General features: G+C 47.4%; 19 protein-coding genes. 14 read left to right on the top strand and 5 right to left on the bottom strand.

Annotation, left to right across the window (positions count from 1 at the left end; genetic code table 11):
• The first annotated feature begins 322 nt into the window (after positions 1-322).
• From D0Y50_RS03825 to D0Y50_RS03805, 5 genes are read left to right on the top strand one after another with little or no spacing between them, the layout of a single operon-like run.
• Entirely contained in the window at positions 323-694 is a 372-nt protein-coding gene (locus D0Y50_RS03825) for a hypothetical protein (RefSeq protein ID WP_117315600.1), read from the top strand.
• 47 nt (positions 695-741) lie between these two features.
• Complete coding sequence (locus tag D0Y50_RS03820; protein WP_117315597.1) at positions 742-2,037, top strand: TolC family protein; 1,296 nt, start codon at positions 742-744, stop codon at positions 2,035-2,037.
• Positions 2,030-3,211: an efflux RND transporter periplasmic adaptor subunit gene (locus D0Y50_RS03815; protein ID WP_076012111.1), complete on the top strand. Its 1,182-nt coding sequence runs from the start codon at positions 2,030-2,032 to the stop codon at positions 3,209-3,211. Before D0Y50_RS03820 ends, D0Y50_RS03815 begins: the two co-directional genes overlap by 8 nt.
• A 12-nt stretch (positions 3,212-3,223) precedes the next feature.
• Positions 3,224-6,334, top strand: a complete 3,111-nt coding sequence (locus D0Y50_RS03810) for an efflux RND transporter permease subunit (RefSeq protein ID WP_076026003.1) — start codon at positions 3,224-3,226, stop codon at positions 6,332-6,334.
• A gap of 44 nt (positions 6,335-6,378) precedes the next feature.
• The gene (locus tag D0Y50_RS03805; RefSeq protein WP_076011446.1) at positions 6,379-7,248 is read left to right on the top strand and encodes a cation diffusion facilitator family transporter; all 870 of its coding nucleotides are present in this window, start codon (positions 6,379-6,381) and stop codon (positions 7,246-7,248) included.
• A gap of 89 nt (positions 7,249-7,337) precedes the next feature.
• Here the strand turns inward: D0Y50_RS03805 and D0Y50_RS03800 are convergent, their stop codons facing one another.
• Entirely contained in the window at positions 7,338-8,654 is a 1,317-nt protein-coding gene (locus D0Y50_RS03800; protein WP_076011447.1) for a tyrosine-type recombinase/integrase, read from the bottom strand.
• 714 nt (positions 8,655-9,368) lie between these two features.
• Here D0Y50_RS03800 and D0Y50_RS03795 point away from each other — a divergent pair.
• From D0Y50_RS03795 to D0Y50_RS03775, 5 genes are read left to right on the top strand one after another with little or no spacing between them, the layout of a single operon-like run.
• Entirely contained in the window at positions 9,369-9,740 is a 372-nt protein-coding gene (locus D0Y50_RS03795; RefSeq protein ID WP_108568187.1) for a hypothetical protein, read from the top strand.
• Between the two features lie 47 nt (positions 9,741-9,787).
• A complete protein-coding gene (locus D0Y50_RS03790) occupies positions 9,788-11,080 on the top strand; it encodes a TolC family protein (protein ID WP_117315595.1) in 1,293 nt (430 codons plus the stop codon).
• The gene (locus D0Y50_RS03785; protein ID WP_117315593.1) at positions 11,077-12,258 is read left to right on the top strand and encodes an efflux RND transporter periplasmic adaptor subunit; all 1,182 of its coding nucleotides are present in this window, start codon (positions 11,077-11,079) and stop codon (positions 12,256-12,258) included. The genes D0Y50_RS03790 and D0Y50_RS03785 overlap by 4 nt, the downstream gene beginning before the upstream one ends.
• A 13-nt stretch (positions 12,259-12,271) precedes the next feature.
• Positions 12,272-15,382: an efflux RND transporter permease subunit gene (locus tag D0Y50_RS03780; protein WP_117315591.1), complete on the top strand. Its 3,111-nt coding sequence runs from the start codon at positions 12,272-12,274 to the stop codon at positions 15,380-15,382.
• A 44-nt stretch (positions 15,383-15,426) separates the two neighbouring features.
• Positions 15,427-16,296 carry a cation diffusion facilitator family transporter gene (locus D0Y50_RS03775; protein ID WP_117315589.1) on the top strand — a complete coding sequence of 290 codons (870 nt, stop codon included), beginning with the start codon at positions 15,427-15,429 and terminating at the stop codon, positions 16,294-16,296.
• A gap of 405 nt (positions 16,297-16,701) precedes the next feature.
• On the opposite strand, the gene D0Y50_RS03770 is transcribed toward D0Y50_RS03775, so the two are convergent.
• Positions 16,702-17,109: an ion channel gene (locus D0Y50_RS03770; RefSeq protein WP_108568182.1), complete on the bottom strand. Its 408-nt coding sequence runs from the start codon at positions 17,107-17,109 to the stop codon at positions 16,702-16,704.
• A gap of 113 nt (positions 17,110-17,222) precedes the next feature.
• Between D0Y50_RS03770 and D0Y50_RS03765 the strand changes: the two genes are divergently transcribed.
• Together D0Y50_RS03765 and D0Y50_RS03760 are read left to right on the top strand one after the other, a co-directional pair.
• Positions 17,223-17,753: a DUF305 domain-containing protein gene (locus D0Y50_RS03765; protein WP_117315587.1), complete on the top strand. Its 531-nt coding sequence runs from the start codon at positions 17,223-17,225 to the stop codon at positions 17,751-17,753.
• Between the two features lie 369 nt (positions 17,754-18,122).
• The gene (locus D0Y50_RS03760; protein ID WP_108568180.1) at positions 18,123-18,587 is read left to right on the top strand and encodes a CreA family protein; all 465 of its coding nucleotides are present in this window, start codon (positions 18,123-18,125) and stop codon (positions 18,585-18,587) included.
• Between the two features lie 187 nt (positions 18,588-18,774).
• Here D0Y50_RS03760 and D0Y50_RS03755 read toward each other — a convergent pair whose 3' ends face one another.
• Complete coding sequence (locus D0Y50_RS03755) at positions 18,775-19,290, bottom strand: hypothetical protein (RefSeq protein ID WP_117315584.1); 516 nt, start codon at positions 19,288-19,290, stop codon at positions 18,775-18,777.
• Between the two features lie 935 nt (positions 19,291-20,225).
• Between D0Y50_RS03755 and D0Y50_RS03750 the strand changes: the two genes are divergently transcribed.
• Entirely contained in the window at positions 20,226-21,818 is a 1,593-nt protein-coding gene (locus D0Y50_RS03750; protein ID WP_108568178.1) for an ABC-F family ATPase, read from the top strand.
• 941 nt (positions 21,819-22,759) lie between these two features.
• Positions 22,760-23,488 (top strand): MauE/DoxX family redox-associated membrane protein, encoded by a 729-nt coding sequence (locus tag D0Y50_RS03745; protein WP_117315582.1) that lies wholly within the window; start codon positions 22,760-22,762, stop codon positions 23,486-23,488.
• Positions 23,489-23,547: 59 nt separating this feature from the next.
• Here the strand turns inward: D0Y50_RS03745 and D0Y50_RS03740 are convergent, their stop codons facing one another.
• Entirely contained in the window at positions 23,548-24,303 is a 756-nt protein-coding gene (locus D0Y50_RS03740; RefSeq protein WP_232366448.1) for a copper resistance protein B, read from the bottom strand.
• 10 nt (positions 24,304-24,313) lie between these two features.
• Positions 24,314-26,230 (bottom strand): copper resistance system multicopper oxidase, encoded by a 1,917-nt coding sequence (locus tag D0Y50_RS03735; RefSeq protein WP_117315580.1) that lies wholly within the window; start codon positions 26,228-26,230, stop codon positions 24,314-24,316.
• Positions 26,231-26,233 lie beyond the last annotated feature (3 nt).

Raw genomic sequence — 26,233 nt, 5'->3', positions numbered from 1 at the left:
ACCAAATAAGTTCGCCGTGTGTACGAAAAAAGTTCTGTTCGTGTACGAGAAAGGTTTGAAATCGACTTATCAACGTACGAAAAAAGTTTTGTTTGTGTATCAAAAAAGTTCTATCTTCTGTGAAGCCCTTAATATGCTTGGGCTGTAGAGGGTCGCTATTAGTTATCTTTTAGTTTTTATTTATTTATCTATTACTGAACGTACTTATTTTGTGCATAAAACTTTGTTGTAATGTCCACAAAATTCAATATGACTTTCGCCTTCTCTTGATCTCCGGCGCTAAAGCTAATAGATTAATGCAGCCAATAGAACGAGGAACGCAATGAAATCGCATCAAAACAACAGAACTAGCAGCAAGGTGGTGATTACCGCCCTTATGCTGTTTGCACAGTTGTTTTTGTTTGCCTCAGATGCGTTTGCTTTTGATAGCTTCTTCGAAAGCGCCTCAGAATCACACCATGAACTGTGTGTTCAGGACTCCAGTGTTTGCCAGCCAGATAAAGATGCTGCAGACAACGCAGGTACAGACAACTGTGACCATTGCTGCTCCTGTCACGGGCATTTTACCCATATCGTATTATTTAAAAATACTGATAGCCATTTAGGTAAATTTGGCGAGATGGCACTAGCTGCATATCGTCCTTTCCCTCCCTCTCACTTACAACCTGGTATCGACCGTCCTCCCAGAGCCTGAATCCTAGTCATTTTTTATCTATTTAGTTACTGACCAGGATTTACAATATGAACTCTTTTATTTCGCATGCGCGCAGGCGTATGTGCACTGTGATCGTGAGTAGTGTGTTGCTATTCATATCACCCACTGCAATAAGCAAAACGATAACGCTCGAACAAGCGGCACGACTGACATTGCGGCAACACCCGGATTTACAGCGGTATCAGTCGCTGCTCACTGCTACAGAGGCAGATAGAACGCTGGCTAATCTCACTCCGGCTTATCACGTTGGCGTTGAAGCAGAAAACCTGCTCGGTTCAGGAGATGCATCAGGCATTAGTGATGCTGAGCTGACGGTCTCACTCTCCTCTGTTTTCGAGATGGGAGGAAAGCTCGATGCAAGGGTATCCTTAGTTGACGCCAATTTATCCCTGTTACAGTCAGAGCGCTATGTTGCTTCTCTCAAACTGTTAAGCGAACTAACCCGGCAATATGTAAAAACACTCGCAGCTAAAGAGCGGCTGACATTGGCACAAACGTCTGTTTCTCTCGCGGATGAAGCCTTATCTATTGTTAAACAGCGCGTTGAGAAAGGCGCAACCAATAAAGCTGAATTTCTGCGCGCCAGAGCCGCACTCAATCAAGCCAGAGTCGACAAAGCATCCGCTGAAACGGCTCTCGCTATTGCCAAGCAGTCACTTGCTCTATTTTGGCAGGGAGATGCTGAGGCAATCGATAAAATCTCGGGTTCACTTAGTACCCTTCCCGCAAAACGGCAGTATTCCGCTGTTTATCAACAGTTTCTTGAATCAGCAAATGTGGAACGACTCACCCAAGCTATCAGTGTGAAAGAAGCTGAACAAAAGCTGGTAGAAAGTAATGCCAGTGCTGATATTTCATGGCGCATAGGTGTACGGCGCTCTCAGGCAGTTCAGGATACGTCTGTTGTTGCTGCTGTTTCCATGCCGCTTTTTGCCGAACAAAGAAACCAAGGCGCTACTCAGGCTGCCCTGGCGAAAAAAGAAGCCGCGGTAATTGCCAGAGACAGTCAGATACTTGAGATAAAAGCATTACTGTTTAAAGCACAGCAATATCTCAATTTCACCATTGATGCTGTAAAGCATATCAACGACACCGTTTTGCCCGACCTTGAAACAGCTACCACGCTCGTGCTCGAAGGTTACCAGCGAGGGGCATACAGCTACCAGGATTGGATTGCATCCAGAGATGCGTTGATACGGGCACGTGCAAAGGTCATCGAATTGAGCGAAAGCGCGTTAGTGAACCAGTCACTCGTTGAACAGTGGACCGGAGTATCCGGTCAGGCTTCTCCTACTCAAGAATTCCGGAATAACCATGAATAGACTATTAGTTATTATCTCACTACTACTGTGTCTGACGGATGCCAATGCCGCAGCAAGTGGTAAACAATCCCACACGGCTGAATCGAAAACATTTACCAATAGCAGCGTATCGTTGACATTACGCATTCAGGATACGAAAGAGGGAGCATATTTACTGGCCGAAAGGGCTGATCGCTCCCAGCCGCTGCCACCTGACGCGCTTAACGTCACGCTCAATCGTATGGGAGGACGTCAGGACATCATCCATTTTGAAAGCTATGAAAATGGGCTCAGGTCCACAAGTTTTATCGCTGAGCCGCACTCATTTCTCGCGAATATTGCACTCTCACTGGGAGAAAATAGCTTTTCGTGGGATTGGGAGAAGCACGAAGCCCGAACTGAGATAGATGATGCGTATTCCAGTCAGGCTGGCGTAACCACAAACGTTGCTACGGGCGGTGAAATAAAAAAGCACACCGAGGTTTATGGTCAGTTGACTATACCGCCACAACAGCGTGCCGAGGTTCACGCCCGGTTTACGGGAATTGTTGAGCAGCTCTTTACTGATATTGGCCAGACTGTGAAAGCCGGGGAGGCAATAGCGCAGGTGCAGTCAAATGACAGCCTCCAGTCTTACGATGTAAAAGCGCCAATCAATGGCGTTGTCGTATCGCGCAACCTGAATATCGGAGAGCTTACCCGCACAACACCGCTTTTTACGATTGTTGATACTTCAGTGCTTTGGGCGGAATTAAAGGTGTTTCCAGCTCACCGTGGTCAGGTTGCTGAAGGTAAATCAGTTCACATTATCGCAAATGGTCGTCAACTCGAGAGCACGATTACCAGCATTGTTCCTTCTCACGAAGGGCAACCCTACCAGCTAGCACTGGTAAAAGTGGTGAACAAGGACGGCCTACTCTCTCCCGGCGATTTAGTCACAGGCATTGTCGACTCACAACAAAAATCGGTGCCGGTAAAAATAGAAAATCGGGCCATTCAAATCCTGAACAATAAGCCGGTTGTGTTCCTGAATGAAGGCAATGCTTATCAGGCAACACCTGTAACCTTAGGATTGCAGGACGACAACTTTTCCGAAGTCGTCGCCGGACTATCTGTCGGACAAAGGTATGTTGTCGACAACAGCTACTTAATCAAAGCGGATATACAAAAATCCGGCGCATCTCACGCGCACTAATGGGGGGAGAAAATGATAGATAATATTGTTCGCCTCTCAGTCGAGCGGCGTTACCTGCTGTTAACCCTGGTGCTCGTCATCATAGGCATCGGCATTTGGAGTTATCAGCGGCTACCGATAGATGCGGTGCCGGATATTACTAATGTTCAGGTTCAGATAAACACGGAAGCACCTGGTTATTCGCCACTTGAAGCTGAGCAGCGGATCACCTTTCCGGTTGAAACGGCGTTATATGGTCTGCCCAATTTGTCCTATACGCGCTCTATTTCACGTTACGGACTTTCTCAGATCACCGTGGTATTTGAAGAAGGAACTGACATTTACTTTGCCCGGAACCTTATCGATGAGCGGTTAGCAACGCTGAAAAGCGTACTCCCGCCGGGGCTTGAACCTGAGATGGGACCGATTGCAACAGGTCTGGGTGAAATCTTCGTTTACACGCTGGAAGCGAAAAACGGCGCCAAAATGCCGGACGGCTCGTCCGCTACGCCTATGGCACTTCGTGAAGTTCAGGACTGGATAATCAAACCACAACTGGCTCAGGTTAAAGGCGTGGTGGAAGTGAATACCATAGGGGGATACGACAAGCAGTATCACGTGATGCCACATCCAGCGAAGATGCTGGAAATGGGTGTGACTATGGCAGATATCCGCAAAGCGTTGGTAAGCAACAATGACAATGCTGGAGCCGGGTATATAGAGAACAATGGCGAACAATTGTTAGTCCGCTCACCGGGCCAGTTAAAATCAATTGAGGATATCAGTAACGTTGTTGTCGGCCGTAAAGGTTCCGTGCCTGTTTTAGTCAAAGATGTCGCCGAAGTGGGACTGGGCAAAGAACTGCGCACAGGGGCAGCAACCCGAAACGGCAAAGAAACCGTGATGGGCACCGTGATGATGTTGGTCGGAGAAAACTCGCGTGAAGTTGCAGCGCTCACCAATGATAAATTTCAGCAAATACAAACATCATTGCCTGAATGGGTTAAGGCAGAGGTGGTATATAACCGCACTACGCTAGTAGACAAAGCCATCCAGACTGTACAAAAAAACCTTCTGGAAGGCGCACTGCTAGTTATCGTCATCCTGTTTTTACTGTTAGGAAACATCCGTGCCGCCCTCATTACGGCGGCTGTTATCCCAATCGCGATGATGATGACTATTACCGGCATGGTTCAGCGGGGCGTCTCTGCCAACCTGATGAGTCTCGGCGCGCTGGACTTTGGTTTGATTGTGGACGGCGCTGTCATCATCGTGGAGAACTGTATTCGCAGGCTCTCAGAAGCCCAAAAACAACAAGGTGGCTTACTGGCGCTTAAAGCACGCTTACAGGAGGTTAAAGACGCCACTATAGAAGTTATTCGCCCCAGCTTGTTTGGCGTGGGTATCATCACAGCCGTGTACTTACCTATATTTACCCTTTCTGGCGTAGAGGGAAAAATGTTTCACCCCATGGCAACAACCGTGGTAATCGCACTACTTTGTGCGATGGTATTGTCGCTCACAGTTGTGCCTGCTGCGATCGCCGTATTTATGCGCGGAAAAATCAGCGAAAAAGAGAGCATTATAATCCGCGGGGCGAAAGCCATTTATCGACCTGCGCTTGAGTGGGTGCTTAAGTTCAAATCGCTTATTCTGGCAGGCGCGCTGGGTCTCGTTGTGGTTTGCTCATGGCTTGCCTCTACATTAGGTTCTGAGTTCATCCCACAGCTAGACGAGGGGGATATCGCGCTGCATGCACTGCGTATTACAGGTACGGGATTAGAGCAGTCTGTTGAAATGCAGGAACTCCTTGAAAAAACCATTATCGACTTTGAAGAAGTTGACAAGATATACGCGAAAGTGGGTACGCCAGAGGTGGCCACCGACCCCATGCCACCCAATGTTGCCGACACATTTGTGATGCTCAAGCCCCGCTCTGAGTGGCCCACTCCGGATAAGCCTAAATCGCAGCTCATTAAGGAGCTTGAGAAAGCAGTCACTGCGCTACCGGGCAATAACTACGAGTTTACGCAGCCTATCCAGATGCGCTTTAACGAGTTAATTTCCGGTGTCAGAGCCGACATTGCGATTAAAGTATTTGGTGATGACCTGGATACATTGCTGGCATCAGCAAATTCGGTTGCATCACTGACGAAAGGGTTATCTGGCGCTGCAGATACCCGTGTTGAGCAGGTAGACGGTCTGCCTATGCTATCAGTCATTCCTAAACGTGATGTAATGGCACGCTATGGCCTCAATATAGACGATATCCAATCTCTGGTTTCGACCAGTATCGGTGGTCAGCAAGCAGGCTTGATCTATGAGGGAGACCGGCGCTTTAAACTGGTAATTCGCCTACCAGAGCAACTACGACGCGACGTTCAAAAGCTTAAGGTACTGCCAGTCCCCACACCCGATGGGTATGTGCCGCTACAGGAGGTGGCCACATTAGAAGTCAAACCCGCGCCAGCACAAATCAGTCGGGAAAACGGCAAACGCCGCGTGGTCGTTACAACCAACGTTCGCGGGCGCGATCTGGGTAGTTTTGTCGCAGAGTTGCAGGTTACGTTGAATGAAGACTTGAAACTACAAGATGGCTACTGGCTGGAATATGGCGGAACGTTCGAGCAGTTGGAATCGGCCAGCAAAAGATTGTCCTGGGTGGTCCCGGTAACGCTGGCGCTCATCGTCGGCATCCTTATTCTTGCATTTGGTTCAGTAAAGGATGCTTTAATCATCTTCACCGGTGTGCCGCTGGCACTAACTGGGGGCGTACTTGCACTGTGGATTCGGGGTATGCCGCTGTCTATTTCTGCCGGTGTAGGGTTTATCGCATTGTCAGGCGTCGCCGTATTGAATGGTTTAGTGATGCTCGCCTTTATCAGGCAGTTGTGGTTTGAAAAAGGCGAGCTCTACACCGCTGTCATTGAGGGGGCAATAGTCAGGCTTCGTCCCGTTTTGATGACTGCCCTGGTAGCAAGTCTTGGCTTTGTGCCCATGGCACTGAACACAGGCACCGGTGCTGAGGTTCAACGGCCGCTCGCGACGGTGGTTATCGGCGGCATTATCTCATCGACTTTACTTACACTGTTCGTGCTCCCAACCTTATACCAACTGGTGCACAGGAAAGCGGATAAACAGTAAAACAACAATGCCCTGGATAAAACCAGGGCACGACAGGAGTATGTATGGGGCACTCACATTCCCAAAGCTCAGAAAAAATTGGCTGGGCTTTTTTCCTCAATTTTGGCTTCACTATCATTGAGTTTATTGGAGGATGGTTAACAAACAGTACCGCTATTATGGCGGATGCCGTGCATGACTTAGGTGACACATTGTCAATTGGCAGTGCGTGGCTTCTGAATAAACTCGGCACTAAAAGCGCAACGAAAGAGTTTACCTATGGCTATCGGCGGCTGAGCTTACTCGGGGCGCTGATAAACGGCATTGTTTTAATCGTTGGTTCTGCCTGGATCCTTTATGAAGCAGTGCCACGGCTGAGTAATCCAGAGATGCCAGAAACAGAAGGCATGATTGCACTGGCTATTCTTGGCGTACTGGTCAATGGCTTCGCCGCTTATAAATTACATGGTGGTAAATCGTTGAATGAAAAAGTTCTGAACTGGCATCTACTCGAAGACGTTTTAGGTTGGGTAGCGGTACTCATTGTCGCTATTGTTATGCAGTTCAAAGACTGGCCCGTTCTGGATCCAGTTCTTTCCATCGGATTTACGCTATTCATTCTGTTCAACGTTATCCGAAACCTCATCAGCACCGTGAAGCTATTTTTTCAGGCGTCACCAGACAACAGTCTTTTACAAAAGGTGACTGATAAACTGCTTGAACTTGATGCTGTGAGCGATCTGCATCACCTGCATATCTGGTCATTAGATGGTGAGCACCATGTCGCGACAGTTCACGTCGTTAGTCAGTTTGAGTCGAAAGCTGAATACCTCGAACTTAAAGAAAGTGTATCCAACGCGCTACAAGAGTTTGAGTTATCGCATACCACTATTGAAATTGAGCTAACCAGCGAAGAATGTCGGGATGCTGATTAATAGTATTTAAAAAATGGGCGATGTAGCCACTATGAAACGACTTTTTACCTCAGGAATGGTCACCACCCATTTTAACTGTGAGATATACTCTAGGCCAATAATGCTGACATAAGTTCAAGCCTTTGCGATTTAGACAAACTCGCCAATTTCCTCGTCAAGTCATCAATGGCGCTATCTTTATCGGTTGACTTTACGCCTGCGTATTCCAATAGCCTCTGACAGATTCTATCTGCTGGTTCCCTTAGCTCTTCTGCTGTAAGCACGGTGTAGCCAGCAGTAACATCACTGCGACTGGTCTTATGATTCAGTAGCCTTTTCAATGTGTATGTACCTACCCCAATAGTTTCAGCAACCGAACAGAAGGTGCGGCGAAGATCATGCAGTGTGAAAGAAACATCCGTGCGTTCGTTCATTTGTTTAATTATTTTCTTTGGCTCCATCACTCTCCCATGATGATTGTCGGCACCAAAAACAAAACCCGAAACGCGGTACTTAGCCCTTCTCTTAAGGATTTCCTCCAGCGGCGTGGTGATTGGTAATTCCAGACCATGGCCATTTTTTGTGTCGTCCAGGCAAAAGAGATGATCATCTAAAAATACGTTTTTCCATTCCAGCTCCAGCAACTCAGTTTTGCGTAATCCGGTAAATGCCATAAATTCAACAAAGTCACATACTGTTGCAGTGAAATCTTGTCGATGAACAATGGCGTCCTCACGCATCTCATGAACAACTGCAAGAAATGGCTTAAGCTGAGAAGGTCGGAGTCTTGTCTGCTTGCGGGCTACGTTGTTCCAGCAGCGTTTTTCCGACAGGACAGTAACAGGGTTGTGAGGAAACAAAGTTCTGCCGTCTGAGGATTTATACTCAGCCCTAGCAAAGTTAAACAGCGCTCTGAGCGTTCTCATAGCTAAGTCGGCCTGTGCAGGGCTTCGCTTAGTCAGTTCACAATGCCGACGATAGATGCGGGTTTCTGTAAGGTCAGCCATACGCTTCTTTGCCCAATCGTCAAAATAACAGTCCATCACCTGCTCGTAGCCACGTAACGTAGTTTCTTTAAGCTTTCTGGAAAGTTTATAGCTCTCGTAAACGGTCTCCAATGTGACTGAGGCGGCCCTGAAGTGACGTTTGCTATCGTTGGGGTTCATTCCATCAGCAATATCCGCCATCGCCTTTCTAGCTTGCTTACGGGCCTGCTCTACTGCAATGGATGGAAAAGAGCCGATAGTAACCGACAATGGCTTTTGTGTGCCTGGAAGCTTCTTATAAACCCGAAACGTCTTCTTATTTGATGGAAGAACATCAATGATGAGACCTGGCATTTGAACGTCGTAATATCGAGCCCGTTTGTCTGAGCCTGACAGTTTTTCAATGGCCTGTTCTGTAAATCTGAATTTTGTTGCTGACATACTGTGCTACCTCTGTGCTACTTTGAGCGCAAAATCTAATGCGCTGAATTGCTTAAAAAATTAAGCAACAGAGATAACAAAACCGCAATAACCTACTGATTTATATGAAACAATAAGTAATTAGCAAGTAAATAAAGTAACTATCGGTAAAGGCTCGGTTTGAGCCTCATAATCGGCAGGTCCCCTGTTCAAGTCAGGGTGGGGCCACCATTTTTCCTACTCTTCAACGATAATCATTTTTCCTGCGCTTCAACGATAGTCAATACTAACCTGTTCTGGTTGGTACTACCTCTTTGCCGTAGAATATTAAACTAAAAGTCTAGAGATATTAGGTAGTATTACTAAATGTCGCGGTGTTGGTTCGCCCTATCTCACGGGCTATCTAAAAGCGCCTATTGTAGGAACACGGATAATAAAAGTAATATAAATTAGCTCTCTGTAATGCTTTTTTTTAAGCGGCATAGCGCGGTTTACTATCCTTTATTTTTAATTGAACGCTTACTTGATAAGTAAAGTTAACCCTCCCCCACACCGATAAAAACCCCGTCACGAAGTGATAAATAAATATAGTTTGAGTTTTGAGGTCTTCGGCAAAAATTTGGGCGGATAAGGGTATCAGAATGAATTTGAGAGCTCGTTTTTGTATCTAAGGTCGCTCTTGACCTCTGACAGCAAAGATACTAAGTTAGCGCTGTCAGGAAAATAAGGTACGCAATGAGTTCGCATCAAAACAACGGATATAATAACAGGGCGCTAATTACGGCCTTTATGTTGTTTGCCCAACTGTTTTTGTTTGCCTCTGATGCTTTAGCTTTTGATAATTTCTTCGAAAACTCTTCAGAATCACACCATGAAGTCTGTGTTCAGGCCGCCAGTGTTTGTCAGCCGGATAATAATTCTGTTGTCGATACCGGACCTGACAACTGTGACCATTGTTGTTCCTGTCACGGCCATTTTACGCATATCGTGTTATTCAAAGATACCGATAGCCATTTAGGAACATTTGGCGAAATGGCACTGGCCGCATACCGCCCATCCCCCCCGTCTCATCTACAACCTGGTATCCATCGTCCTCCCAGAGCCTAAATCCTAGTCATTTTTTACCCGTTTAGTTACTGACCAGGATTTACAATATGAACTCTTTTTTTTCGCATGCGCGTGAGCGTATGTGTTTTGTCATCGTGGGTTGCGTGTGGCTATTTATATCACCCGCTACCCAGAGTAAAGCGATTACGCTCGAACAAGCTACACGCTTGACGTTGCAACAACACCCGGACTTACAACGATACCAGTCGCTGCTCAAAGCCACTAAGGCAGATAAGCAGCAAGCTACTCTCACACCGGCTTATAAGGTTGGTGTTGAAGCAGAGAACCTGCTCGGATCAGGTGATGCAGCAGGCATTAATGAAGCTGAGTTAACGGTTTCCCTTTCCTCTGTCTTTGAAATGGAAGGCAAGCGCACGGCGAGGGTAGCGTTGGTTGATGCCAATTTATCTTTGGTGCAGTCAGAACGCTATGTCGCGTCGCTCGCGCTGTTAAGTGAACTGACCAGGCAATATGTAAAAACTATCGCGGCAAAAGAACGGCTCACATTGGCGCAAACGTCTGTTTCTTTCGCTGATGAAGCCTTATCTATCGTTGCACAGCGTGTAGAGAAAGGCGCAACCAATAAAGCTGAGCTTCTGCGCGCCAGAGCCGCACTCAATCAAGCCAAAGTCGACACTGCGTTCGCTGCGACGGCTCTGGCTATTGCCAAACAGTCTCTTGCCCTGTTTTGGCGCGGAGCGGGTGAAGAGATTGACGAAGTGTCAGGGTCACTAAATAACCTTCCCCAAAAACGGCAGTATTCAGCTGTTTATCAACAGTTTCTTGAATCAGCAAATGTGGAACGGCTCACTGACGCTATCAATGTTAAAGAAGCTGAACAAAGGCTGGTAGAAAGTAACGCCAGTGCCGATATTTCGTGGCGAGTTGGCGTGCGCCGCTCTCAGGCCGTACAGGATACGTCTGTAGTTGCTGGTATATCTACGCCGCTTTTTGCTGCACAAAGAAACAAGGGAGCTTTGCAAGCTGCACTGGCGAAGAAAAAAGCGGCGGTATTTGCCAGAGACTCTCAGATGCTGGAAATAAAAGCATTACTCTTTAGCGCACAGCAATACCTGAATTTTTCCGTTGATGCTGTAAAGCATATTAACGACATCGTTTTACCTGACCTTAAAGCTGCCACCACACTCGTCCTGGAAGGTTATCAACAAGGGATTTACAGCTACCAGGACTGGATTACGTCCACGGATGCGTTGATACGCACGCGTGAAAAAGTCATCGAATACAGCGAGAACGCGTTGCTGAATCAATCTTTGATAGAACAGTGGACCGGGTTATCCGGCCAGGTTTCTCCTACTCAAGATATGCCGGAATATCCATGAATAAACTATTCGTTATCATCTCACTACTTCTGTACCTCACCGATGTATATGCCGCAACAGCTGGTAAACAGCCTCATGGGGCAGAATCGAAGACATTTACCAATAGCAATCTAACACTGACTTTACGTATACAGGACACAAAACAGGGGGCTTATTTACTGGCAAAGAGAGAAGACCCGCCGCATACGCTTCTCCCCGACAGCCTAAGCGTGATACTCAATCGAATGGGAGGAAATCAGGAAATTATCGAATTTGAACCCTATGAAAGTGGGCTAAGATCCAAACAATTCATTGCTGAGCCGCACTCATTTGTTGCGACTATTGCACTGTCTTCAAAAGACGATAGCTTTTCATGGGAATGGCAAAAACACGAAGCCCGAACTGAGATTGTGAACGCGTACGCAAGTCAGGCTGGCATCACCACTACCGTAGCGACGGGCGGTGAAATAAAACAGCATACGCAGGTGTATGGTCAACTGACCGTACCGCCACAGCAGCGAGCAGAGGTTCACGCCCGGTTCGCGGGTATTGTAGAGCAGCTCTTTGCTGGTATTGGTCAGACCGTGAAAGCAGGTGAACAAATGGCGCGCGTACAGTCGAATGACAGCCTTCAGGCTTACGACGTGAAAGCACCTATCGCTGGCCTAGTCATATCCCGCAATATGAATATCGGAGAGCTGACAAGCACATTACCGCTTTTTGCGATTGTTGATACCTCAGTCCTGTGGGCGCAGTTAATGATCTTTCCTTCCCAGCGCAATCAGGTTGCTGAAGGTAAATCTGTTCACATTATCGCCAATGGTCGTCAACTCGACAGTACCATTACCAGTATCATTCCCTCTACCGATGGGCAGCCCTATCAGCTTGCGTTGGTAAAAGTGATGAACAAGGACGGTAAACTCAGTCCCGGCGACTTAGTCACAGGCATTGTCGACTCTCAACAAAAGACGGTACCTGTAAAAATCGAAAATCGCGCTATTCAAACCCTTAACAATAAGCCTGTCGTGTTCCTGAATGAAGGCAATGCTTATCAGGCAACACCTGTGACTTTAGGCCTGCAGGACGACAACTATTCCGAAGTCGTCGCAGGGCTATCCGCCGGACAAACGTATGTTGTCGACAACAGCTTTTTAATTAAAGCAGATATACAAAAGTCCGGCGCCTCGCACGCGCACTGATAGGGAGAGATAAATGATAGATAACATTGTTCGCCTCTCCGTAGAGCGGCGCTACCTCCTGTTAACCCTGGTGCTTGTCATCATAGGCATAGGCACATGGAGTTATCAGCGGCTACCGATAGATGCAGTGCCGGATATAACGAATGTTCAGGTTCAGATAAACACGGAAGCGCCTGGTTATTCGCCACTTGAAGCTGAGCAACGGATCACCTTTCCGGTTGAAACGGCGCTATATGGGCTACCTAAGTTGTCCTATACACGGTCTATCTCTCGCTACGGGCTTTCGCAAATCACGGTAGTGTTTGAAGAAGGAACCGATATTTACTTTGCCCGAAACCTCATTGATGAGCGGTTAGCAACGCTTAAAAGCGTTCTGCCCCCTGGTCTTGAACCAGAGATGGGGCCGATCGCGACCGGCTTGGGTGAAATATTTGTTTATACGCTAAAGGCAAAACACGGGGCGAAAATGCCTGATGGCTCCCCAGTCACTCCTATGGCGCTGCGCGAAGCGCAGGACTGGATTGTTAAACCACAACTGGCGCAAGTCCCTGGCGTAGTTGAAGTAAATACCATTGGTGGCTTTGATAAGCAGTACCACGTGATGCCAGATCCGGCGAAATTGCTTGAAATGAAATTGGCTATAACAGATATCCGCGAAGCGTTGGTAAGCAACAATGACAACGCGGGGGCAGGCTATATTGAGAACAACGGTGAGCAGCTCTTAGTCCGCTCGCCAGGACAGTTAAAAACAATTGAGGATATCGAAAATGTTGTTGTAGGACATAAGGGTTCAGTACCGGTTTTAGTCAAGGATGTGGCGGAGGTTGGTCTGGGCAAAGAATTACGCACAGGCGCGGCAACCCGTAATGGCAAAGAAACAGTTATGGGCACCGTGATGATGTTGGTCGGGGAGAACTCGCGTGAAGTTGCAGCTCTCAGCAATGAAAAATTTCAGCAGATACAAGCTTCACTACCGGATTGGATCGAGGCGGAAGCGGTGTATAACCGCACTTCATTAGTCGATAAAGCCATTAATACTGTGCAGAAAAACCTGTTAGAAGGCGCATTACTGGTTATCGTGATTTTATTTTTGCTGTTAGGCAACATCCGCGCAGCGCTTATTACCGCGGCTGTTATTCCTATTGCGATGATGATGACTATCACCGGTATGGTTCAGCGAGGAGTCTCAGCTAACTTGATGAGTCTGGGGGCGCTTGACTTTGGTCTTATTGTAGACGGCGCGGTAATCATTGTAGAAAACTGTATTCGCAGGCTCTGCGAAGCACAAAAGCAACAAGGCGGCATACTGGCCCTTCAAGCGCGTTTGCAGGAAGTAAAAGAAGCGACTATTGAAGTTATCAGACCGAGTTTGTTCGGGGTGGGGATCATTACTGCTGTGTATCTACCCATATTCACGCTCTCAGGTGTAGAAGGAAAAATGTTTCACCCCATGGCAACCACCGTGGTTATCGCGCTGCTATGTGCAATGGTGTTGTCGTTGACTGTTGTTCCTGCTGCCATAGCTATATTTATGGGCGGCAAGATAAGCGAAAAGGAGAGCATCATTATCCGGGGGGCAAAAGCCATTTATCGACCTGCACTTGAGTTAGTGCTTAAGTTTAAATTACTTATTTTGGCTGGTGCGCTTGGCCTCGTTATTTTGTGTACTTGGCTCGCCTCTACACTGGGATCTGAATTTGTTCCACAACTGGATGAAGGTGATATTGCGCTTCATGCGTTACGTATTACAGGCACGGGGCTGGAGCAGTCTGTTGAAATGCAGGAACTCCTTGAAAAAACCATTATCAACTTTGAAGAAGTTGACAAGGTGTACGCCAAAGTGGGAACGCCAGAGGTAGCAACCGACCCTATGCCCCCCAATGTTGCCGATACATTTGTAATGCTCAAGCCTCGTTCTGAGTGGCCCGTTCCAGATAAACCCAAAGCACAACTTGTCGCAGAAATTGAACAGGCGGTCACTGCGCTACCGGGTAATAACTACGAGTTTACCCAACCAATCCAGATGCGCTTTAACGAATTAATTTCCGGCGTCAGAGCCGACGTTGCAATCAAAGTGTTTGGTGATGATCTAGATACGTTGCTGGCATCTGCTAATGTGGTTGCATCACTGACACAAGGCTTACCTGGTGCAGCAGATACCCGCGTTGAACAGGTAGCAGGACTGCCTATGCTATCTGTTATTCCCAAACGTAAAGTGATGGCACGCTATGGCCTGAACATCGACGACATCCAGTCTCTGGTTTCTACCAGCATTGGTGGTCAACAGGCAGGCTTGATCTATGAAGGAGACCGGCGCTTTAAACTGGTAATCCGTCTTCCGGAACAACTACGGCGCGACATTCAAAAGCTGAAGGTACTGCCAGTCGCGACACCTAATGGGTATGTGCCCTTACAGGAAGTGGCTACATTAGAAGTTAAACCCGCGCCCGCACAAATCAGTCGGGAAAACGGCAAACGCCGCGTGGTCGTTACCACCAACGTTCGTGGGCGCGATCTGGGTAGTTTTGTTGCAGATTTGCAGGCTACGTTGCGTGCAGAGCTGGAACTACAGGATGGCTACTGGCTGGAGTACGGTGGAACGTTCGAACAGCTGGAATCGGCCAGTAAAAAGCTGTCCTGGGTGGTCCCGGTGACGCTAGCACTCATCGTCGGCATTCTTATTCTTGCGTTTGGTTCAGTGAAGGATGCCTTGATTATTTTTACCGGGGTACCGCTGGCCCTGACTGGAGGAGTCCTGGCTCTATGGTTTAGAGGCATGCCCCTATCCATTTCTGCCGGTGTAGGGTTTATCGCCTTGTCTGGCGTTGCAGTATTAAACGGCTTGGTCATGCTCGCGTTCATCAAGCAGTTATGGCGTGAAAAAAGCGATCTCAACAGTGCTGTCATTGAAGGTGCAATAGTCAGACTTCGCCCCGTTCTGATGACCGCTTTGGTAGCCAGCCTTGGTTTTGTGCCTATGGCTCTTAATACGGGCACCGGCGCAGAGGTTCAAAGGCCGCTTGCTACCGTAGTTATCGGCGGGATTATCTCATCGACCCTACTTACGCTGTTCGTTCTACCAACTTTATATCAATTGGTACACGGGAAAGCAGATAAACAGTAAAGCAACGATGCCCTGGGTAAATCCAGGGCACACCAGGAGAGTTCATGGCTCACTCACATTCCCATAGCCCAGAAAAAATTGGCTGGGCTTTTTTTCTAAATTTCGGATTCACCATCATTGAGTTTATTGGAGGATGGTTAACAAATAGTACTGCGATTATGGCGGATGCAGTGCATGACTTAGGTGACACATTGTCAATTGGTAGTGCATGGGTGCTGAATAAACTGGGCGCTAAAAGTGCAACGAATGAGTTTACCTATGGCTATCGACGCTTGAGTTTACTTGGGGCGCTGATAAATGGCGTGGTTTTAATAGCTGGATCTGGCTGGATACTTTATGAAGCAGTACCACGCCTGAGTAATCCAGAGATGCCAGAAACGAAGGGGATGATAGCGCTGGCTATTCTTGGCGTACTGGTAAATGGTCTTGCCGCTTTTAAATTACAAGGTGGTAAATCACTCAATGAAAAAGTACTCAACTGGCATCTGCTGGAAGATGTACTAGGCTGGGTAGCGGTACTCATTGTCGCTATTGTTATGCAGTTCAAAGACTGGCCTGTTCTGGATTCGATTCTTTCTATCGGATTTACCCTTTTCATTCTGTTCAACGTTATTCGAAATCTCATCAGCACCCTGAAACTGTTTTTTCAGGCGTCACCAGACAACATTCTTTTACAAAACGTAACTGATAAATTGCTTGAACTTGATGCTGTGAGCGATTTACATCATCTGCATATTTGGTCACTTGATGGTGAGCATCATGTCGCCACCGTCCACGTCGTTAGTCAGTTTGAGTCGAAGACTGAGTATCTTAAGTTAAAGGAAAGTGTATCTGATGCGCTGCAAGAGTTTGAATTATCGCATACAACCATAGAAATTGAGCTTACTAGCGAAGAATGTAGGGACGCTGATTAACTTAGGTTAGTTATTCAAATAAGGGGCGGTGCTATCAATGTAAAAACGCTTTATAGCATTGTATAACAGCCTCCCCGCTTAACGTTTAGGGCCAACCCAACAAGGTTTAAATTTGTTTATACTTCCCTAATTCAGATTGGCCAAATGTTTAATTGACCCTATGACACTGTAATCGCATAGAGATATCCGATTATCCAGCTTAGGTAGCTCCTTTTTGGTCAAAAGCCGTAGAGTCTGTTGTAACAGCTTACAATTGGTATGGACTCAGTAATTGTTTCGATATGTAGGTACCGACGTTACCGGTTGCCAAGCAAAACCGGAGGCTGGGCCTATTATTCACTATGTGTTAGCGCGTACTTAAACGACATTAGCACGTTGTTTTGTAGCTCCCCGGCGCGTTCTGCGCTAGACGTTTCGTTGCATAGTGGTATAGACCTTTTGCGCCGAACAACTTATCAGCAGAAAACCCGTGGCGGATTCAATCCCAGCGACCATACGCAGATGTTCTGTAGGTTCGATACTTCCAAGCCCCAGAGTCGTAATGGTGGTCAGGGAAAAATAAAAGATGTCACTTAACGTCGTAGATTGCACAAAATCGCCAAGTTCAAGCTTCTGACCCAATAGGTAAGTACAGGTAAAGACACCTGCTATCAAAATTTGGCTGAGCACGGCCACCCCCACCACTATTGGTGTGGTTAAATATCGGCTTGCCTTTGTGGCGATTAATTTATCAGCAAATAAAGTGATATTTCCCAAATGGAAAAACACCCCTATCAATAATGTTGCAATAGCTAGTATCAGCGCTAAAAACACTATTACTCCTCCCCCGGTATAAAATTTGTACTCGCCTTACTATCGTATTGATTTTAGACCTTCATATAGGTGAATTTTTCCCAGTCACCCCACAATTTAAGTAAGGATTACATATGAAATACACTAAATTTGCGGCAATGATTATCACTTCAACGTTAGCCATGTTCGGCATGATGTACCTAAACACTTACGCAATATCACATATATGGTTTAGTGAAACGCGCACCTATATGGCACTGTACATGGGCGCGGTCATGGCTATTATTATGCTGGCGTTTATGCTGGGTATGTATACAAATAAAAAGCTAAACATAGCGATTTTCATCGGCGCTTTAGGGCTTTTCGCTCTTTGTCTTTTCCTTGTTCGCTCGCAGACGACGGTTGCAGATTCTGCTTATATGAAAGCGATGATTCCACACCACTCTATCGCTATTCTAACCAGTGAACGCTCTAATATTGAAGATGCCCGTGTACGCGAACTTGCCAATGAAATTATTAAAGCACAGCGCAAGGAAATAAAAGAGATGGAGTGGCTCATTCAAGATATTGAAGAAAACGGCAAGGCTACGACGTCGGCTGAAGCTGATAAGCGCCCCGTACCTGATTTTGTAGGAAGATTAAACGCAGAAAACGCGACACAATAAGGCAGTTTAGCTTTGTGTGGAGGTAACCGACAGCATGCATGCCATGGCAGTAGGGTTCATAAAGCGCAAGGGTACTTTAGCCATAACCCCTTCTGCTTTTGGTCGCTTTATTTTTACTTTAATTTTGCTTTTTGCAGGCTATCGACGCGCGGGGTAGTTAACCTAAGTTAACCGGTAATGTGGCCTATGTGGAATGCTTATTCGTAACTAGTCGGTATAGTAAACTTTATTAGCCATTTCCTCACCTTAAAAAAAATGTGGCAATATTTTATGTGCGCCTGGCAGAGTAAAATGTAAAGTGAGCTGTCGGCCCATTATTTATAGTTAACTACGCCATATCATAAGCTTAAAATCTGAAGGAACTGTTATATGTTACGTTTATCTGCAATTGCCCTGCTAACCATAAGTATTGCTGGCTGCAGTGATAATGAGGTTGGCGATGTATCGTTGGGGTTGTTTACCACCAAAGACATCAAAATTGATTCACTGAAGGATCCCATTGTTAAAGGGGTGACTTGTCATATCTCAAGTATTGAGGCGAACCTGGATTTTTCCGACCCTTCAGATAGCTCTATTGCCTGTCGGCAAACCGGTGAAATTACCCCGCAAATGATTGCTAATATAGATACTTCATCGTCGGGCGATATTGTGTTTAAAAAATCCAAGAGTATTTTTTTCAAGAACATGAAAGTCAGACGCATCTACGATGCTGAATCGGCGTCACTTATTTATCTTTCCTACTCCACAAAGGAGTCCTCTGGTAGCTTTAAACACAGCCTATCTACCGTGCCGCTGTGGAATACCAAGGCCTATGTGTCTTTGCCTAAAGACTAATCTGGGCCCACTTGGTAATCATCACCGTTTGGGTGCAATCTGCGGAGCCCCGCCGATTGCATTACCCAGTGTTAGCCAACCTCCCAGATAGCCTGCGTCTTTGGTAAGGGTTGAAATTACCGCTTCCCCGTGGTGGCGCTTTATGTGGGTTTGATTAGCGATAAGTGTATCGGCGGTTGTTACAACTTCAGCCTTTCAGTAGAAGTAACAGCAGTTTTAACCCCGACACACAGAAGAGGCATAGTAGAACTAAGAAGTGGCAAAAATAAAATACACTGAATACGTCGTCCATAAATGCAAACAGATAGAAAAAGCCGCAAAATTGCATAAACCCTAAACAGAACACAGTATAAAGCGCTATGGATAAACGCTTCTCAATAACCAGCTGCGCCACTGGGACTTCACGGGTGGTAAACAATAGATGAAGCAAGGCAAGCAACAGCACCGGCGTAATAGCCGTTATTGCATAAATAGCGGGAAAGTCGGCCGAAGGACGCGCTAGCCATCCAAAGTGATTATACCCTTCGAATAGGCTTGCCCCCACTGCAACACCGGATAGCACAATTAGCAGCGCTAAAAATAAGGTGTAATAGCTGCCATATCTTGCTGGCAAAGCGTAAACCCGCGCTGTTTTTTGCCCAGCCAACAGATCAACGAAAATATTGATACAGTAGTTTCCTTGTGTGTCTCTATACACTGCCATGCCGGCCTCCTTGCCATTAATGTTGATATTGGGGCCGTTTAATAAGCCCCCAAAGGATGACAAGACATGAGCTATATCAGGCCTGCCTTACTGATTACAGCCTATTTGGGTTATGCATTAATCTCGTGAAAGGCTGGCTGCCACCAGCGTCGAGCCACCGGCTGATAAGACCGCGCTAGAAATAGCCAAAGCTGCTGCACCGGTTGCCACGAAAGGGGCGGCTCCCACAGCTACGGCTCCTATCATTACGTATGCAGCACCCGAATACAGTAGGTTTGCGCTGCCCATTGATTCAGACCGTCTTTCAGTTAAAAATACCTCAGGTGGATTGCGTTGACGTATGTGGCTTCCACCAACAACGTTATTTAATTCAACACGCGTAAGCTATGCGAATGTATTATTTATGCTATATCCTTTTTTAAACCCTATCTGGGGTAAAGTAAGGTTACCAGTGACTTCGCCCCCCCTAAAAGGGTAGAGGTGGCCGCAGGTATGAATATAGAATGCAGCTGAAATTAGATATAGTGTGCATAAGTACGGTTTCTGACCGCTTCCGGTTACCCGATAGATTTAAGGAATGTTCACTGCTGCTGTTTCAATTCCTAGCAAAATTGCAGCTTAGCCCGCAGCGAAACGCAATGTACCTTTGCAAGTTGCCCTGCAGGTGGATCTCCCGACGGGCACCAGCGCGGCGCCAAAAGCATTCCCGTAACCACAAATCAATAAGTTAGTAGGTACACAGCGTTATTTATGCTGCGCTTTGTATTACCTAATAGGAAAATCCCAGTAGGCGTACCCGGCCATTTCAAGCCGGGTTGTATGTGTACCCGTTCAAAATTTCCTCGACATCGGGCCACTGATTCTTTATATTGCGCGCCCTCGGCTCCTTATTGGGAGCATGTTTTTCTTCTGTCTTTACCCTCTGGAAACCTGTTTTGATTACCACTGCCAACATCACTATGCAATTTGGCTCTGAGCCATTATTTGAAAATATTTCTGCCAAATTCGGTAACGGCAACCGTTACGGTTTAATTGGTGCCAACGGCTGCGGAAAATCGACTTTTATGAAGATTTTAAGCGGCAAGCTTACGCCCTCGGCAGGCAATGTCTCCCTGGCACCAGGCACCAAGCTGGGGATTTTAAACCAGGACCAGTTTGCCTTTGAAGAAATGAGCGTAGTAGATGCCGTGATCATGGGCGACCGTGAGCTGTGGGAAATCAAGCAGGAACGGGATGCGATTTACAGCAACCCCGATATGAGCGAAGAAGATGGCATGCGGGTAGCGGATCTGGAAACCCAGTTTGCTGAACTTGATGGCTATACCGCTGAAGCCCGGGCGGGCGATATCCTGATTGCCGCCGGTATTGAAGAGTCTTACCACTTTGGCTTGATGAAAGAAGTTGCGCCTGGGCGTAAAGTGCGGGTATTGCTGGCGCAGGCGTTGTTCGCCGAGCCCGATATTTTGCTGCTTGATGAGCCTACCAACAACCTGGATATTTACACCATTCATTGGCTGGCCGAAGAGCTGAATAAGCGTAAGTCGACCATGATTATTATTTCCCATGATCGCCACTTTCTAAATTCTGTCTGTACGCATATGGCAGATATAGATTATGGCGAACTGCGTGTTTATCCTGGTAACTATGATGCCTTTGCCGAAGCAGCTGCGCTGGTACAAGAGCAGCTACATAGCGAAAACGCCAAAAAATCTGCTGAGATAGAAGAACTACAGGGCTTTGTGGCCCGCTTCTCGGCTAACGCTTCAAAAGCCAAACAAGCAACGTCTCGGGCCAAGCGTTTGGAAAAAATTGAGCTGGCGGACATCAAATCATCAAGCCGCCGCAAGCCTTATGTTGTGTTTAAGCAGCATAAAAAATTGCATCGGCTGGCCATTACTTTAGACGACTTAGGCCATGGTTATAGCGGCGAACCGCTGTTTAGCAATGCCAATCTGTTATTAGAAGCCGGATCGCGCTTAGCCATTATCGGTGAAAACGGTGCGGGCAAAACCACCTTACTTAAATGTCTTACCAACGATATTGATGCCAATGAAGGTACCGTTAAGTGGGCTGAAAATGCGGCGATAGGCTATATTCCGCAAGACAGTACCAAGGACTTCAGTACCGATTTAACCTTGTTCGAATGGATGTCTCAGTGGCGTGGGCCAAAGCATGATGATTTGCAGGTAAAGGCAATGTTGGGCCGCTTACTGTTTGGCTCCGATGACTTTAACAAAAAAGTAAAGGTTTGCTCGGGTGGAGAAAAGAACCGGCTGTTGTTTGGTAAACTGATGCTTCAGGATATCAACGTTCTGGTAATGGATGAACCTACTAACCACCTTGATATGGAATCTATCGAAGCGCTAAATAATGCCTTATTGAATTTTGATGGTACGGTTATCTTTGTTAGCCACGACCGTGAGTTTGTGTCGTCATTGGCCACTCAAATTATCGAAATCAAAGACCAGAAAATAACGCATTTTGAAGGTACTTACGAAGAGTTTCTTGACCATAGTGCCGGCCATTAAGATGTGAAGCTTGGTGGGGCAACCTTTGCCCTACCAATACGTAAATTTGGTTTTGGCCTGTAGCTAGTATAAATAAGTGCCCCCTTATTGGCATTAGCTGCCTCCCCGGGCTTCTTCTGCTCATCTGTCCATGCTATTAAGGCTCACTGTACTACCATTCACTACACTAACCTGAATAAGACACGGATTACCGAATCTCCCAGTCTGGTTTTGTAATGTGGCCGGTCAACCAGCTCTAATTGGTTGTTCCCAACAAAGCACAATGACTGGCTTTCGCTTATCTAGTCGCTGGCTATGGGGTTTCTGGCTATGGGGTATGGCTATCCCGCCGGCGCTGCTGGTATCGCATCACCCTGGCTTTTGCGACGTATAATACGTATGTTTGTATTTTGTACAACGTAGTGTAAATAATACCGTTTTTTGAATAATACGCCCAGCCTGAGCAAGCCTTAATATGCGCCAGCCAGGTAGGAGGCAGGCTCCGCTTGAGAAAACCGGGGCTGCGCCAGGAACTGTTTTTTCCTTAGTCTAATAATAATGCTGTTTTCCACACCATCATCCTAATACGCCCGTCAATTTGCTCCCCTCTGGTAACCCCAGATATTTCGCGCCCCGTTCCCTCGTGCTCTTCGCTAACGGGCTGCAACCGGGTACTACGCCATATAAGATGATAATTACAGGCGCTGGTTTTAGTTGCGCAAAGGCCGTGATAACAACCATAAAAATAATAATTTGCAAAAACAGCGAAGCCGAACGGTTAAACCCGCCTTATTAACATGCGCCGGCCAGGCCGCGCGCATGCGTGAGTGATGCGCTGGGGAGACTTCGCCGCGTTCGGAACAGCTCTTGCTACCCTTTAGCGTATGCCCAATCGTGGGGGGAAATACTGTCATTTTAAGTATAAAGCTACCCCAAATGTTAATCGACATTAGGAGAGTACAATGAGTAAGCAAGCCGTGTTATATCGAATGGTTACCGATGAACACATTTGTCCCTTTGGTTTACGTTCTAAGGATTTATTGGAACGCGAAGGTTACGAGGTAGAGGATAATCATCTTACCACCCGGCAACAAACGGACGAATTCAAGCAGCAGCATAACGTAGAAACCACTCCCCAGACATTTATCGATGATAAGCGGGTTGGCGGTTACGATGACTTACGTGACTTCTTTGGCAAAGGGGAAGCTGGCCAAACAGGCACCACATATACCCCGGTTATTGCGATCTTTAGCGTATCGGCTGTGGCAGCATTAGCCATGGCGCTTGGAGGTGAGGTTTTCTCTTTGCACACCCTGATGCTGTTTATCGGCTTTGCAATGATTTTGCTGGCCGTTCAAAAATTACAGGATTTACATAGTTTCACCAACATGTTTATCACCTATGACCTGCTGGCTATGCGTCATCTGCGTTATGCCTATGTGTATCCCTTTGTGGAAGCCTACGCAGGTATTGGCATGGTAGCCGGCTTCTCAGCATGGTTAGTGGCCCCCTTTTCGCTCTTTATTGGGGTGGTGGGCGCCATGTCCGTGTTTAAAGCCGTCTACATTGATAAGCGAGAACTAAAATGCGCCTGTGTGGGGGGCGACAGTAACGTGCCGTTAGGCTTTGTATCATTGTCAGAAAATCTGTTCATGATAGTAGGTGCGATATTGATGATGATATTGGCTTAACCAGCCGTGGCAGCTAAACCAGCTTTCAGAGTAATTCTTTTGAAAGCTGGTAACCCTTTTTAAAACCAGATGCGTAACCCGGCAACAACGGCGGTCTCCTGGGTGGGCTCCCTTTCCAGTCTAGCTTGCTGGCGGTTGGCGCCTAACCAGCTATCCCAGTAAACTCCTACATATGGCGCTATTTTACGGTGTAATTCATACCGATACCGGATACCTATACGTAAGCGATTGAAACCAGCCTGTCTGGCAAACCGTTCATCATCGTTAAGGTTGATGCTTAATTCCATCCGCGGTTGTAAAAAGCTGCGCTGGCTTAATACCCAGTCATATTCGGTTTCGCTTATCCACTGCAGCCCGCCAGACTCGTTTATCAATATTGTGTTATCGACTTCAAACCAATAGGGGGCCAGGCCCTGGGCGCCTATTGCAACGTAATGTTCCCGCTGCCCGTCGGATGATAGCGTCCCCTTTAAACCGGCGCCTGCTTGCAGTGACCAAAATGTGCTAATAAGGTAATCATACAGCACCTCGGCCCGGTCTATTTCGCTAGCCGCGCCATCGTTCTGGGTATTTTCGCCCTCGGTTTTAACCATCACCCGGTGATAGTCTCCACCGTACCAGCCTTGTAGATCCCACACTGCCTTATGCTGTTGGTTTTCAGTGCGAACCGCTTCCAGGCGGTCAGCCATTAACTTACCGGTAGTATAGCTACCGTGAGGCAGTGGCCAGCTTTCTTCTGCTGCTGCCGCCGTAAAAGGTGTCATCCACGCCAGGCTGATAGTTGCCGTGGCGAGAGACCGTATCCACTTATTCATTGTTATTCTCCTAAGCCACTTCAACCACGCGAAACATGCCTGCTTCCATATGGTACAAAAGGTGGCAGTGAAACGCCCACTGCCCTGGGGCATCGGCACTGATTAACAGCGACACTTTCTCGTTTGGCTTAACGCTGATGGTATGTTTACGCGGCCGCGGATACTGGCCATTTTCCAACTCCATCCACATGCCGTGTAAATGAATGGGATGATCCATCATGGTGTCATTAACCAGCACAAGCCGAAGCCGCTCTTGATAGTTAAAGTGTATTGGACCATCCACTTCGGTAAACTTTTTACCATCAAAAGACCACATATACCGCTCCATATTGCCGGTAAGATGCAGTTCAATCTGACGTTCAGGCTCCCGTTCATCAGGCCAGGGATGCGCGCCTTGTAAGTCTGCATAAACCAGCACCCGGTGCGGTGCATTTTCCAGCCCGATACCCGGTTCGCTCAACCGCGATACTGGGTTATCCGCTATCATTCCCGCCCCTTTGCCATGGCCGTCAGCAGTGTGTTTGATGGCTATGTCATTGATAGGCAAAGACGGTTGAGTTGCATGCTGCGCATGACCTGCTCCCATTGCACTGTGCAGCTTCGCACTAGCGCCATGGGTAGTAGTGCCACCATGCTCGGCGTGGGTAGAGTGCGTGGCGTCGCCGGACATAGCGTGCCCGCTCTGCTCGTGATGGCCGCCTGACATACCGTGTCCGCCCTCCTCGTGATGCCCGCCTGACATGTCGTGTCCCTTAGACATGTCGTGCCCCATAGGCATATCATGCTTCATCGGCATGTCGTGGCTCATGCCCATAGCATCCATTCCCCGCTCGCTTATTTCACGTTGCGCCGGTATCTCAGCAGCCATACCCAACTCGGGGGTAAGGGTGCCCCGGGCATAGCCACTACGGTCAAAACTTTCAGCAAACAGAGTATAAGCCCGGTGCGCCTGGGGCTGTACAATCACATCATAGCTTTCGGCAGTAGCAATCCTGAATTCATCTACCCGTACCGGTTTAACGGGCTGCCCATCGGCCGCTACCACCAGCATTTCAAGGCCAGGGATACGTAAGTCAAAATAGCTCATAGCTGAACCATTTATTATCCGCAGACGCACTTTTTCGCCAGGTTTAAATAGGCCCTGCCAATTATCGTCAGGCGTTCTACCGTTGCATAAATAGGTATAGGTGCTGCCGGTAACATCGGCCAGATCCCGCGGGCTCATGCGCATCTGCCCCCACATAGCCCGCGCTTGCCAGGTAGCGGCCAGCCCTTGCTGCTCAACTTCTTTTAACGTGTCAAATATCGTGCGCTGCTGGTAATTGTAATAACCTTCGGCTACCTTAAGGTGCCGATATACTGTGTGAGGATCTTCAAACGTCCAATCTGATAGCAGGATAGTGTGTTCCCGGTCAGCACCAATATCGCCATCGGCGGGCTCAATAATCAGTGGCCCCAAGTGGCCCTGCTGTTCTTGCAGACCAGAATGACTGTGGTACCAATAGCTACCATTTTGGTTTACCTCAAACTCATAGTTGAAGTTGCTACCAGGCGCTATGCCGCCAAACGACAAGCCCGGTACCCCATCCATTTGATAAGGTAAAATCATTCCATGCCAATGAATGGAAGTATCGGTTTTAAGCCGATTGATAACATTTAGCTTTGCTACCTGGCCTTCTTTGAGCCGGATAAGCGGCCCTGGCATCTGGCCATTGATAGTAATCATGTTTCCTAGCCGGCCCCCTAACGGTAAACGCGCGCCCGCTACGGATAAGGTAATATTATTCCCCTCAACGGTGGCATCTTTATAAGCTTTACCAAGCGGTGCGGCCCATGTAGGAGCCACGCGGGCCAGCGCTAGCGCAGAGGCGCTGCAAAGCGCGCCGCGCAAAAATCGTCGACGACTGTGCGGTTCAGACATTGTCATAAT

This window comes from Salinimonas sediminis (assembly GCF_003429285.1).
Taxonomy (GTDB): Bacteria; Pseudomonadota; Gammaproteobacteria; order Enterobacterales; family Alteromonadaceae; genus Alteromonas; species Alteromonas indica.
This window is presented reverse-complemented; position numbering and strand designations above follow the sequence as displayed.